This window comes from Corynebacterium hesseae, assembly GCF_037850265.1.
Taxonomy (GTDB): domain Bacteria; phylum Actinomycetota; class Actinomycetes; order Mycobacteriales; family Mycobacteriaceae; genus Corynebacterium; species Corynebacterium hesseae.
Map to the genome: position 1 here is coordinate 1,130,885 of NZ_CP137211.1, position 12,752 is coordinate 1,143,636.

The 12,752-nt window shown below is 62.8% G+C and carries 9 protein-coding genes; 6 read left to right on the forward strand and 3 right to left on the reverse strand.

Translation table 11 applies throughout. The features are described 5' to 3' along the window. Positions 1-257: 257 nt before the first annotated feature. The 6 genes from R3O64_RS05300 to R3O64_RS05325 all read left to right on the forward strand — a co-directional run bounded on the left by R3O64_RS05300 (position 258) and on the right by R3O64_RS05325 (position 9,572). Positions 258-1,604, forward strand: coding sequence for a YjiH family protein (locus R3O64_RS05300; protein WP_154736986.1), 1,347 nt, complete (start codon positions 258-260; stop codon positions 1,602-1,604). Positions 1,605-1,641: 37 nt separating this feature from the next. Continuing rightward, positions 1,642-2,370, forward strand: a complete 729-nt coding sequence (locus R3O64_RS05305; RefSeq protein ID WP_070562946.1) for an IclR family transcriptional regulator — start codon at positions 1,642-1,644, stop codon at positions 2,368-2,370. 188 nt (positions 2,371-2,558) lie between these two features. After that, positions 2,559-4,112, forward strand: coding sequence for a histidine ammonia-lyase (gene hutH, locus R3O64_RS05310; protein ID WP_339017445.1), 1,554 nt, complete (start codon positions 2,559-2,561; stop codon positions 4,110-4,112). Between the two features lie 280 nt (positions 4,113-4,392). Next, complete coding sequence (locus R3O64_RS05315; RefSeq protein ID WP_070531219.1) at positions 4,393-6,069, forward strand: urocanate hydratase; 1,677 nt, start codon at positions 4,393-4,395, stop codon at positions 6,067-6,069. Positions 6,070-6,090: 21 nt separating this feature from the next. Further along, a complete protein-coding gene (gene hutI, locus R3O64_RS05320; protein ID WP_339017446.1) occupies positions 6,091-7,269 on the forward strand; it encodes an imidazolonepropionase in 1,179 nt (392 codons plus the stop codon). 287 nt (positions 7,270-7,556) lie between these two features. Further along, positions 7,557-9,572, forward strand: coding sequence for a DEAD/DEAH box helicase (locus R3O64_RS05325; RefSeq protein ID WP_101736589.1), 2,016 nt, complete (start codon positions 7,557-7,559; stop codon positions 9,570-9,572). A gap of 112 nt (positions 9,573-9,684) precedes the next feature. Here R3O64_RS05325 and R3O64_RS05330 read toward each other — a convergent pair whose 3' ends face one another. From R3O64_RS05330 to putP, 3 genes are all read right to left on the reverse strand, one after another. Continuing rightward, on the reverse strand, positions 9,685-10,128 hold the full coding sequence (locus tag R3O64_RS05330) for a DUF2269 domain-containing protein (RefSeq protein ID WP_070531213.1): 444 nt from the start codon (positions 10,126-10,128) through the stop codon (positions 9,685-9,687). 47 nt (positions 10,129-10,175) lie between these two features. After that, positions 10,176-10,718 carry an HNH endonuclease family protein gene (locus R3O64_RS05335; protein ID WP_070531210.1) on the reverse strand — a complete coding sequence of 181 codons (543 nt, stop codon included), beginning with the start codon at positions 10,716-10,718 and terminating at the stop codon, positions 10,176-10,178. Positions 10,719-11,030: 312 nt separating this feature from the next. Then, positions 11,031-12,593 (reverse strand): sodium/proline symporter PutP, encoded by a 1,563-nt coding sequence (gene putP, locus R3O64_RS05340; protein WP_070524987.1) that lies wholly within the window; start codon positions 12,591-12,593, stop codon positions 11,031-11,033. Positions 12,594-12,752: the final 159 nt, after the last annotated feature.

Below are 12,752 nucleotides of genomic sequence, written 5' to 3' on the forward strand. Positions count from 1 at the left end.
AGACGTGGGGTCAATTTTGTGGTGGGGTGGCACGGTTGGGCTCTATGGCGGGGAACTCATTCCGCTTGTGGGGGTGACGTGTGTGACAAGTATGTGTGGTGCCGCTAGTATGTGGAAGACCTGCGTGTGGCTGTCGCGTGGGCACGGCTTCAAGCAACCGCCTTTTCTTGGCGTGTGCTTGATCGGCGCGATCATTTAAGAGAACGCGTTTGTGGCCATGCTAATGACGTGTAGTTTCCACCACCGTGAGGTAGAACATGAACTCTGAAGACGCAATCGTTGACGCCTTCTACGAGAGCGACGACGATGTCCCCTCCAAGAAGGGCATCTGGCGCCTCTTTGTCTACAGCGCTATTGGCGCTTTCGTATTCTTCTTTCCCATTAGCTATGACGGAAAGAAGTCCATCCCGCTTGACCACATGGTCACCATCATCCGCACTTATGCCGATGCCTTCGTGCCCTGGTTCATCCTGGCGCTGGCGCTTTATGGCACGGTGCGCAGCATCGTGAACAAGAATTGGCGGGAGGGGCCACTGCAGGCGGTCTTTACCGCGCTCAACGTGGTGGGCCTAGTGGTCTCCTTCCTCATGGTCATTGGAACGCTGCCGGGAGTGCTGGCCAACGAGGACATCGTGCCCTTCCTGTGGAATTCCATTGCCACTCCGGTAGGCCTTATCGTGCCGATTGGCGGCGCCTTCCTCGGCCTTCTGATTGGCTATGGCCTCCTGGAATTCGTCGGCGTATTCATGCAGCCCATCATGCGCCCGCTCTGGCGCACGCCGGGGCGCTCCGCCATCGATGCGGTGGCCTCCTTCGTGGGCTCTTACTCGCTGGGAATCCTGATTACTGACCGCGTGTATCAGCGCGGCGGCTACACTGCGCGTGAGGCATCCATCATCGCGACGGGCTTCTCGACGGTCTCGGCGGCCTTCATGGTGATCGTCGCCAAGCAGCTCGATCTGATGGGCATGTGGGGCACCTACTTCGCGGTATCCCTCGTGGTGACCTTTGTGGTTACTGCAATCACTGTGTGGATTCCGCCGCTGAGCAGGATCCCTGATGAGTACGTGGACGGCGTGCAACCGGACCCCGAAAAGCCGGTCAAGGGTAACTTCATCAAGGCCGCGTGGCGCGAGGCGCTGCTGGCGCTGGACCGCGCGCCGTCCTTGGGTGCTGCCATTTGGGAGAACCTGCGCGATGGCGTGCGCATGGCGGCGGCGATCGTGCCCTCCATTATGTCCGTGGGCCTGATTGGCCTTCTGCTGGCTAACTTCACTCCACTTTTCGATTGGTTGGGCTACCTGTTCTATCCCTTCGCGTGGATTGTCCAGCTGCCGGAACCGGAGCTGGCGGGCAAGGCCGCGGCAATGGGCATTGCGGAGATGTTCCTGCCGGCGACGGCAGTGGCGGGCTCTGAGAGCATGGTGCTCAAGTTTGTCATCGGCGTGGTGGCGATTTCCGCCATCATCTTCTTCTCCGCGCTGGTGCCCTGCATCCTGGCCACCAAGATTCCGATCAAGCTGTGGCAGATTGTGGTCATCTGGTTCGAGCGCGTGGTGCTGACCATCATTATTGCGACGCCGATTGCCTTCCTGGTGACCTAAGGAAGGCTCAGTCGAGGGCTCACTAGAATGTGGGCCCATGAGTACCTCCCGAGTCCCGGCGGCGCGCAACGCGCTGGAAATCCTCCGGCTGCTGTCCACCATCGACGTGCCGATTTCCGCCGCGCGCATTCGCAGTGAGCTGAACCTGCCGCGCTCGTCCACCTACCACCTGCTCAAGGAGATGGTAGACGCGGGATTCGTGGTGCACCTCCCGGAGAACCAAACCTATGGGTTGGGGCTCGCTGCCTACTCCATGGCCGCGGCTTATGCCACGCAGCAGCCCCTCGTGAAGGCAACGCAGGGGCATCTTGAACGCATCGCCAGCACTGTGGGCGGCTCGGGGCACCTGTCACGTTTGGCGGGGTCGGAGATCCTCTACCTCAACGAGGTGCGCGCGCCGGGGGCGCTGTCACTGGTCACGGAGAGGGGAGTGCGCCTGCAGGCACAAAAGACGGCCTCCGGGCGCGCCATGCTGGCGCTGCTACCAGAAGCGGAATGGCGGGCGGCCTATTTCCCTGGTTCCTTAGGTTTTGGGGAGTACAAGGAGATACTGCGCCAGGTACGCGAGCGTGGTTGGGCCGAAGAAATTGAGGTGGTGGCGCGGGGGCAGGCGTCGGTTGGCGTGGCGGTGGTGGACCACGTGGGCAGGCCCGCGGCGGCGTTGGCGGTGACTTTTCCTGTGGGCACCGTTGATGCCGCCGGAGTGGCGCAGAAATTACACGCGGCTGCGCAGCAGGTGGCGGCGAGGATGTACGGGCGCCGCTAGCGCGTGGGTGCGTGAAGTGTTTGCGCGCCGGGGAACCTGTTGTACTATGTGCGCAGCGCGTAAGGCTGTCGCGCGTATCACTATTTTTCTAAACTTGTGAAAGCAAGTACGTATTTTCGCGTGCCTTTTCTTCCCCTTATTAAAAGGGGCGAGGTGCGGGTAATGCAGTGACGTTGAAGGAGCCTTACATGTCCAATTCTTATCCCTCCACCGTGACCGTGGGTATCGGTGCGCTGAGCATCGAAGAGGTTGTAGCCGTAGCGCGCTATGGCGCACAGGTAGAGATTTCTGAGGATGCCCTGGCGGAAATCGCCTCCACTCGCGAGCGCGTCGAGGAGCTGGCCCAGGACCCGACTCCGGTCTATGGAATCTCTACCGGCTTCGGCGCGCTGGCCCGCCGTCACATTCCGGAGGAGATGCGCGCGCAGCTGCAGCTCTCGCTCGTGCGCTCCCATGCTGCGGGTACGGGCCCGGAGGTAGAGCAAGAGGTTATCCGAGCGCTCATGTTGCTGCGCCTGTCCACCCTGTGTACTGGCCGCACCGGCGTGCGTCCGGTGGTGGCGCAGACCTATGCCGCGGTGCTCAATGCGAATATCCACCCAGTGGTTCGCGAATACGGCTCCTTGGGCTGCTCCGGTGATTTGGCGCCGCTCGCGCACTGCGCGCTGGCGCTGTTGGGCGAGGGCGAGGTGCGCGTCGATGGCGGCGACATCACCCCAGCCGCTGAGGCCCTGGAGGCTGCCGGCATTGAGCCGCTCAAGCTGCGGGAGAAGGAAGGCTTGGCGCTAATTAACGGCACCGACGGCATGCTGGGCCAGCTGTGCCTGGCTATTACAGATCTGCGAGAACTGGCCAAAACCGCGGACATTGCCACCGCAATGACCGTGGAAGGCCTGCTGGGCACCCTGGTGGTCTTCGCCGATGACCTGCAGCAGCTGCGCCCGCACCCGGGCCAGGCCGATGCCGCGGCCAATATTCTGACGGTGGCGGAAGGCTCGGAGATTCTCGAGGCGGCCCTCGAGGACTTCAAGAAGAAGCAGGTCCAGGACGCCTATTCGGTGCGCTGCGCGCCGCAGGTGGCCGGTGGTTTCCGCGATACCCTGGCGCACACCGCCTTGGTTGCGGAGCGGGAGCTTGCCGCGGCCGTCGACAACCCGGTTGTGGCCAAGGATGGGCGCGTGGTTTCCAACGGTAACTTCCACGGCGCGCCGGTGGCCTATGCGCTGGACTTTTTGGCCATTGTTGTGGCTGACCTGGCTTCCATTTCTGAGCGCCGGACCGACCGTTTCCTCGACGTCGCTCGCAACCGCGGCCTCAACGCCTTCCTGGCCGATGATCCGGGCGTGGACTCCGGCCACATGATTGCGCAGTATGCGCAGGCGGGCATCGTCTCTGAACTCAAGCGCCTGGCCAACCCGTCTTCGGCGGATTCCATCCCGTCTTCGGCGATGCAGGAAGACCACGTCTCCATGGGCTGGTCGGGTGCGCGCAAGCTGCGCAAGGCGGTCGACGGTCTGCAGCGCGTGCTTGCCATCGAAATTCTCACCGCCGCCCGCGCTATTGATATGCGTGAGGGCCAGCCGGCCAAAGGTACTGGCGCGGTCATCGACGCTCTGCGCAAGACTGTCCAGGGGCCGGGCACTGACCGTTACCTCTCCCCGGAGATTGAGGAGACCGTGCGCCTGGTTAAGGAAGGTGCGCTGGTGGCTGCGGTAGAAGGGGCCGTCGGCACGCTGCGCTAACTCCACCCCGGCCCCATGGCATGTGCCATGGGGCTTTCTCGTGCGCCCTTGATTTCAAAAGTGCAGACCTAGAAGTGCAGACCTGCGGGCAGCGCGCAGCTGCAGTACTGGTCGTGCGACAGTCTTGTATCTGAGACAGCTAGGCCAAAAGTGTCCTGGCTCATGGTGCTGCGTCACAGTAACTTGTCCTGTGTGACGCTGACCAAGCCTTAAAGGGACAGCCCCGGGAAACCGGCCTGGGGCTTGGGAAGGCGTCGAAAAGCACGAGCGAAAGGAAGTCATGTCTGAACCCCGCGAAGTACGCGCCCCGCGCGGAACCGAACTGAACGCCAAGTCTTGGCAGACCGAAGCCCCGCTGCGCATGCTCATGAACAACCTCGACCCCGAGGTTGCCGAGCGCCCCGAGGACCTCGTGGTCTACGGCGGCACCGGACGCGCTGCCCGCAGCTGGGAAGCCTTCGATGCCATCGTGGAGTCCCTCAAGGACCTCGAATCCGATGAGACCCTGCTGGTGCAGTCCGGCAAGCCGGTGGGTATTTGGAAGACCAACGAGTGGGCGCCGCGCGTGCTCATTGCCAACTCTAATCTGGTCGGTGACTGGGCCAACTGGGAGCACTTCCGCAAACTCGAGGACGAGGGCCTGATGATGTACGGCCAGATGACGGCCGGCTCCTGGATCTACATCGCCACCCAGGGCATCCTGCAGGGTACCTTCGAGACCTTCGCGGCCGTGGCCAAGAAGCGCTTCAACGGCACGCTCGCCGGCACCTTCACCCTGACCGGTGGCTGCGGCGGTATGGGCGGCGCGCAGCCGCTGTCCGTTACTTTGAACGGCGGCGCCTGCCTCATTGTCGACGTGGACGAGACCCGCCTGAAGCGCCGCCAGTCCAAGCGCTACCTCGATGAGGTCGTTACCGACCTGGATGAGGCCCTCAAGCTGGTGCTCGACGCCAAGGAAAACAAGAAGCCGCTGTCCGTGGGACTCGTGGGCAACGCCGCCGAGGTCTTCCCGGAGGTGCTGCGCCGCCAGCGCGCGGGCGAGTTCACCGTGGACATCGTCACAGACCAGACCTCCGCGCACGACCCGCTGAGCTACCTGCCAACCGAGATCACCGTCGAGGATTGGCACAACGAGGCCAAGGCGGACCCGACCACCTTCACCAAGAAGGCCCGCGAGGCCATGGCCGCCCAGGTCCAGGCCATGGTTGAATTCCAGGACGAGGGCGCCGAGGTCTTCGACTACGGCAACTCCATCCGCGACGAGGCCCGCAAGGCCGGCTACCAGCGCGCCTTCGAGTTTCCGGGCTTCGTCCCGGCCTACATCCGCCCGCTCTTCTGCGAGGGTCTTGGCCCCTTCCGCTGGGCAGCGCTTTCCGGCGACCCAGAGGACATCAAGGTCACCGACCAAGCGCTTAAGGAGCTCTTCCCGGACAACGAGCACCTGCACAACTGGCTTGATGCCGCTGAGGAGTACGTGGAGTTCGAGGGCCTGCCGGCGCGTATTTGCTGGCTGGGCTACAACGAACGCCACAAGGCTGGCCTGCTCTTCAATGACTTGGTCAAGGAAGGCAAGATCAAGGCCCCGATCGTCATCGGCCGCGATCACCTGGACTCCGGCTCCGTGGCCTCCCCGTACCGCGAGACCGAGGCCATGCTCGATGGCACCGATGCCGTGGCTGACTGGCCGCTGCTCAACGCCATGACCGCTGTGTCTTCCGGTGCCACCTGGGTATCCATCCACCACGGCGGTGGCGTGGGCATGGGCCGCTCCATCCACGCGGGCCAGGTCACCGTCGCCGATGGCACCGAGCTGGCCGCCGCCAAGCTGCGCGCGGTGCTCACCAACGACCCGGGCATGGGCGTTATCCGCCACGTGGATTCCGGTTACACTCGCGCCAAGGAAGTCGCCGACGAGCGCGGCGTGCGTATCCCGATGGAATTCAAGGCCCGCGACTAGACAAGAGAGGAAAAGAAGATCATGTCCACCCTGTTTACTGGAATCTCAGAGCTGCGCACGGTGTCGGAGGCAGGCACGCTTGCCGACGCCTCCCTCATCGCCAACACCGACGGCACCATCGCCTGGATCGGACCGGCCTCCGAGGCGCCAGTCGCGGACGAGAAGGTCGACCTTGGCGGGCGCGCAGTTCTGCCGGGCTGGGTGGATTCCCATACCCACATGATCTTCGACGGCGACCGCTCCGCCGAGTTCGAAGCTCGCATGGCGGGCGAGTCCTACCAGGCCGGTGGCATCGCCGTGACCATGGACGCGACCCGTTCGGCGGGGGAGGAGCGCCTGGAAAAGCTTCTGGTGGAGCGCATCGCCGCCGCCCGCCGCGGGGGAACGACGACCCTGGAGACCAAGACCGGCTACGGCCTCAACACCGCCTCCGAGGTTGAGGCCGCTCGCGTGGCGGCCCGCCACGTCGATGACGTGACCTTCCTCGGCGCGCACCTCGTGCCACCGGGAGCAGAGGCCGAGACCTACCTCGACGAGGTGGTTGGTCCCATGCTCGACGGGGTGGCCGAGCACGTGCAATGGATCGACGTCTTCTGCGAGCGCGGTGCCTTCAATGAGGAGCAGTCTCGCCGCGTGCTGGAGGCCGGCAAGGCCCGAGGACTAGGCGTGCGTGTGCACGGCAACCAGCTCGGCGAGGGTCCAGGCGTAGCACTCGCCGTGGAGTTGGGTGCGGCCTCCGTGGACCACGTCAACTACCTCAGCGACGCCGATGTTGAGGCGCTGGCGTCTTCGGATACGGTGGCCACCTTGCTGCCTGCCTGCGACCTGTCCACGCGTGAGCCGCTGGCACCGGGCCGCAAGCTTATTGATGCCGGCGCGACCGTCGCGATCGCCTCCAACCTCAACCCGGGCACCTCGTACACGTCCTCGATGAACTTCTGCGTGACTACGGCCGTGCTCCAGCAGCACCTCACCCTCGATGAGGCCATTGCCGCCGGCACGCTGGGCGGTGCCACCGCGCTGCGCCGCCAGGATGTCGGTGAGGGCAAGGACGCGAAGGGCCGCCCGGCCAAGGGCTCGCTGGTGGTCGGTGCAGCCGCGGACCTGCACGTGCTCGATGCCCCGAGCGCTATCCACCTGGCCTACCGCCCGGGCATGCCGATGACCTGGAAGACCTTCGTGGGCGGCCGCGAAGTCTAGGCCGGGGCAAAGGCACCATTTGAGGGGCACCTTATAAAGAAACCGACATGTATTGACGTGGGGTTTTAGATTTCGGAAGCCGCAAATGGTGCCTTTGGGTTTGGTATCTTCGGTCTTTTCGGGCCTTCGCGGACGGGGACTAAGTGTGATTCAAAGGGCTGGGTCAAATGGGGCTGAGTTAAAGGGCCTTGGCTGAAGTTCGAGGTGCCGGGGTGCCGCGTCGGGAAGAGACAGGTCGTGGGGAGAAATAGCTAATCTCACCTCAGTGCCGTACTCTGGTTTGAGCAATGAGCATTACCGATAACGCCACCGGCGGCGTCAACGAGCCGGAAGAATTCAATAAGTCGGAATCTCAGGAAAACTCGCAAGGTGGCGAAGCATTGGACGCTTCGCAGGTGTCGAACCATGACACCGGGGCTGCGAATAACCCTGAGGACACCGGCGCTGAAGAAGCTTCAGCCAACGACAACTCCCAGGGTTTTGCACACCTCGGCCTTCCCGATGACGTTCAGGAAGCCGTGTCCAAGGTGGGCTTTACCAAGCCATCCCCGATTCAGGAAGAAACCATCCCGATCCTCATGGAGGGCCGCGACGTCGTCGGCCTCGCCCAAACGGGTACGGGTAAGACCGCAGCCTTTGCACTGCCGGTGCTCTCCCAGATCGATACTGAGGCTCGCTATCCGCAGGCCCTTGTCCTTGCGCCCACGCGCGAGCTGGCTCTCCAGGTTGCGGACTCCTTCCAGTCCTTCGCCGACCACTTGGGTCGCATCGAAGTCCTGCCTATCTACGGTGGCCAGGCTTATGGCATCCAGCTCTCTGGTCTGCGCCGTGGTGCCCAGATCATTGTGGGTACCCCGGGCCGTGTCATCGACCACCTGGAGAAGGGCTCCCTGGATATCTCCCAGTTGCGCTTCCTCGTCCTCGATGAGGCGGACGAGATGCTCAACATGGGCTTCCAGGAAGACGTTGAGCGCATTCTTGAGGACACACCAGAGGACAAGCAGGTCGCACTCTTCTCGGCCACGATGCCGAACTCCATTCGCCGCCTGTCCAAGCAGTACCTCAACAACCCTGCCGAAATCACGGTGAAGTCGGAGCGCCGCACCAATGACAACATCACGCAGCGCTTCCTCCTGACGCCGCACCGCCACAAGATGGATGCCTTCACTCGCATCCTCGAGGTCATTGACTACGACGCCATCATCGTCTTCTGCCGCACGAAGCATGCCACGGAGGATGTCGCTGACAGCCTCAAGGAGGCCGGCTACAACGCCGCTGCCATTAACGGCGATATCGCGCAGCAGCAGCGTGAGCGTACCGTCGATCAGCTCAAGGATGGCCGCCTGGACATCCTGGTGGCTACCGACGTTGCTGCCCGCGGCCTCGACGTCGACCGCATCACCCACGTGGTCAACTACGACATCCCGAATGACACCGAGTCCTACGTGCACCGCATTGGCCGTACCGGCCGTGCTGGCCGCACTGGCGAGGCCATCCTGTTCGTCACCCCGCGTGAGCGCCGCATGCTGCGCTCCATCGAGCGCGTGACCAACGCCCGCCTGGAGGAGATGGATCTCCCGACCGCGGATGAGGTCAATGCCAAGCGCAAGGAGAAGTTCTTCGCGGCCATCGGTGCCTCCCAGCAGGACAAGCAGTTCGACTTCTTCCGCGACATGGTGCGCGAATACTCCGCGGCAGAGAACGTGGCGATGGATGACATCGCGGCCTCCCTGGCTGTGCAGCTGCAGGGCGGAACGGACTTCCTGCTCAAGGAGCGCCCGGTGTCCAAGAAGGACCGCCGCGAGCGCGATCGCTTTGAGCGCGATGGCCGCGGGCGTGACCGCGATCGTGATGGCCGCGGGCGCGACCGTGGTGGCCGCGACCGTGACCGCGGCCCGCGCCGCCCGGACGGGGACTTTGAGACGTACCGGTTGGACGTCGGCAAGCGCCAAGGCGTGCGCCCCGGCGCCATTGTGGGTGCGTTGGCCAACGAAGGTGGCCTGACCTCCAAGGACTTCGGCCGCATCACCATCGCCGTGGGCCACACCCTGGTGGACCTGCCGAAGAACCTGGACCCGGCGGTGCTGGACCGTCTCAAGGACACCCGCATTTCCGGCCAGCTCATCAAGATTCAGAAGGATACCGGACGCCCGCCGCGCCGGAACTTCGACGATGACCGCGGCCGCGGCGGTTACGGCGGGCGAGGACGTGGTGGACGCGGTGATCGTGGCGGATACCGTGACCGTGACCGCGGTGGACGCGGCCGTGATCGTGGTGGACGCCGCGGCGGCTGGCGCGACTAGCCTCCGCTCGGCGCCGCAGCGGCGTTAGAGCAACACAAGAAAACCTCCCAAACTCGTTCACGCATCGTGCGAGCTTGGGAGGTTTTCGCTATTGGGGCCTAGACCCGAAGGATTAGACGTACATCAGGATGGCGCACACAACCCACAGCAGGTTGAAGATGCCGGAGAACATAGCCAGCTGCTTCTTTAGCTTGGCCACATCGGCGCTGCCCGGGGCAGCAATCGCGGACATGGCCTGGTTCTGCTTCGGGATGACCACGACGAGCAGGATAACCCAGGCGATGACAGCCAGAAGAAGGGCGATGTGGAACTGGACCTGGGACTTGTAGGTATTGAGGTCAGTAAGGAAGACAGCTAGACCAATGACCGGAACAATAGCGGAGATATAGCCATACGTCGAGGTGATCTTGTTGAGGACACCGGCGGCACCAGCCGCAGAAGCATCACCGGAGGCCGCCTTTGCCAGCTGGCCGGGGAAGGCGGAGGTGGAGATACACACAGTACCGACCAACAAAATAGCGGTGAAGGCGTGGAGGAAGATGAGCAAGCTAGTCATGGGAGGGTGCTTATACCTTTCTGTACGGGGCTTTTCCCTGCGAGAGTCTAACGGCGCGGTGAGATGAAATCGAATCGACACTGGTGGCGCATGACTACGTAGTCGCGGGAGGGCAGCGGTAGTTGGTATTTGCGGGCCACTGCGGCAAGCCGCTGCGAGTAGTCGCAACGGTCGGCGGGCGGGAGCCAATCGGCCGGCAGAGAATCGGACTTGGCCTGGTTGAGGTTGCGGGCGGTGGCGACGAGGTTGAGCGGATCGTTAGCAAAGGCCATCTTCTTATCCGGCGGCCACACTGATGCCCCAAGGTCCCAGGCCGCCGCGAGCGGGAAGACGTGGTCAACTTCCACGCGGTCCGGCGCGGGCGCGCGGGCATAGGGATCGTAGAGGGCCCCGTCGATAGTCTGCGCGGCCTTGACGTTGTCCCGTGTTCCAGGTGCCCATCCGCCGAAGTCTTCCCGTTCATAGCCGGGGACCTGCACGCGCGCGGGCACGGTTGCCACGCCCAGGTCTGGGCCGGGGAGGAGGTGATAGCCGCCGTAGACAACAGTTGCCACGGAGAGGAAGCCTATATAGGCCGTGCGCAGGTTCATGGACTTTTAGACTGCGCGGGGGTGCTCGCGGTTCCCGTATGAGCAGGAAGCCTGTGAGCGCACAGGGAGGGCTACATGGATGCAGTCAAAAGGCATTTCCCAGAAGGCATCAGTAAGAAGGTTTCTTTGGGGGGTAAAGACACCCTTTAAAGGCTCGGACACGGCGTTCTCGAAGCAAAGGCACCTTTTGGGAAATGCCTTTTGAGTAGCGACCATGTAGAGCCATCCGATCCAATCACAAGCGAAACCCCGCCACAGCAGTAACTGGACTGCTGGAGCGGGGTTCGCGCGTGAGGGGAGAGGGGGAGAGGCCTACTTCTGAACCTGCTCCGCTGCCTCCTCGAAGTCCAAGTCATCGTTCTTCTCAACGAGCTTGGCCAGGCGGGATGCCTCCTCGAACTCCTGGGTGACCTTCTCATCCGGAGCCTTGGTGGCCAGGGAAACGCCGACAGTCACGAGCAGAGCGGAGATGAAGCCCGGTACCAGCTCGTAGAGGGTATCGCCCAGCGGGCTCATGCCCCAGCCAATCGCAACGACAGCACCGGTGATCATGCCGGCGATGGCGCCGGTGGAGTTGAGTCGCTTCCAATACAGCGACAGCAGCACCAGCGGGCCGAAGGCGGAGCCGAAGCCGGCCCAGGCGAAGCCGACCAGACCCAGAATCGAATCCGACGGGTTGATGGCCAACACGGCAGCGATGACGGCGATGGCCACGACAGCGGTACGGGACAGGTTGATCAGGACGTTCTGGCTCGGCTTTTTCTTGGCGAAGATGAGGTAGAGATCCTCAATGAGGGAGGTGGAGACCACGAGCATCTGGGAGGACATCGTGGACATGATGGCTGCCAGAACGGCGGTCAGGACCAGACCTGCGAAGAGCGGGTGGAACATAACCTGTGCCATGTCCAGGAAGATGGTCTCGTAGTTCTCCTGGTCAGTGATGGAGTGGCTGGTCTCAGTGAAGAAAACCGTGCCGGAGAGCGCGACGAAAATAGCACCGATGAGGGAGATACCCATCCAGCTCACACCGTAGAAGCGGCCCGCGCGGGCGTCGGAAGGCTTACGCAGCGCCATGAAGCGCACGATGATGTGCGGCTGGCCAAAGTAGCCCAAGCCCCAGGCCAGGTTGCCGATGATGACGGCGGCAGACACACCAGAGAACAAGGAGAAGTAGTCAGGGTTCTCAATTACACCACCGGTGGCGTACGGGTTCTCAGCGGCGAAGCTGAAAATCTCGCCCGGGTTGTCCAAGGAGAAGAGCACCATGATCGGCACGATGATGAGAGAGGCGAACATGAGCAGGCCCTGGACGGTATCGGTGTAGGACACCGCGAGGAAACCGCCGACGAAGGTGTAGAAGACCGTCACGGCAGCCACGACGAGCATGCCGACCATGTAGTCACCGCCGAAGCTGGACTCGAAGTAGCGGCCGCCGGCCACCATGCCGGAGGAGACATAGAAGGTGAAGAAGAAGATGATGATCGCCGCCGCGATAATGCGCAGCAAGCGCGACTTATCGTGCAGGCGGTTCTCAAAGAAGGAGGGAACGGTAATCGAGTTGCCGGCGATCTCGGAGTAGGAACGCAGACGCGGCGCGACCCACTTCCAGTTGGCCCAAGCGCCGATGAGAAGGCCGATGGCCATCCATAGCTCGGACATGCCGGTCAGGAACAATGCGCCGGGCAGGCCCATAAGCAGCCAGCCGGACATATCGGAGGCGCCGGCGGATAGGGCGGCTACGAACGGGTGAAGGCCGCGGCCGGCGAGAACGTAGTCGTCGTACTCATCCGTCTGCTTGTAGCTCCAGAAGCCGATGGCGGCCATGGCAAGCAGGTAGATGATCATCGCAACGACATACCAAGTGGAGTCTTGCACTGATCTCTCCTTGAGATTGAGATTAAGAATAGGACTCATCCACGCTAACGAGGCAAAAGGCCCTACCCAACTGAAATTCGGCACCTTGACCAGTATTTGGTTACCTTGGTCACAGCTTAATGCACGGTCTTACTGGTGTTACGCCGTTATGTAACGAGA

Excerpts from the sequence above, each read along its gene's own strand:
- R3O64_RS05300 (WP_154736986.1), top strand. The coding sequence starts at position 258 with ATGAACTCTGAAGACGCAATCGTTGACGCCTTCTACGAGAGCGACGAC.
- R3O64_RS05305 (WP_070562946.1), top strand. The coding sequence starts at position 1,642 with ATGAGTACCTCCCGAGTCCCGGCGGCGCGCAACGCGCTGGAAATCCTC.
- hutH (WP_339017445.1), top strand. The coding sequence starts at position 2,559 with ATGTCCAATTCTTATCCCTCCACCGTGACCGTGGGTATCGGTGCGCTG.
- R3O64_RS05315 (WP_070531219.1), top strand. The coding sequence starts at position 4,393 with ATGTCTGAACCCCGCGAAGTACGCGCCCCGCGCGGAACCGAACTGAAC.
- hutI (WP_339017446.1), top strand. The coding sequence starts at position 6,091 with ATGTCCACCCTGTTTACTGGAATCTCAGAGCTGCGCACGGTGTCGGAG.
- R3O64_RS05325 (WP_101736589.1), top strand. The coding sequence starts at position 7,557 with ATGAGCATTACCGATAACGCCACCGGCGGCGTCAACGAGCCGGAAGAA.
- R3O64_RS05330 (WP_070531213.1), bottom strand. The coding sequence starts at position 10,128 with ATGACTAGCTTGCTCATCTTCCTCCACGCCTTCACCGCTATTTTGTTG.
- R3O64_RS05335 (WP_070531210.1), bottom strand. The coding sequence starts at position 10,718 with ATGAACCTGCGCACGGCCTATATAGGCTTCCTCTCCGTGGCAACTGTT.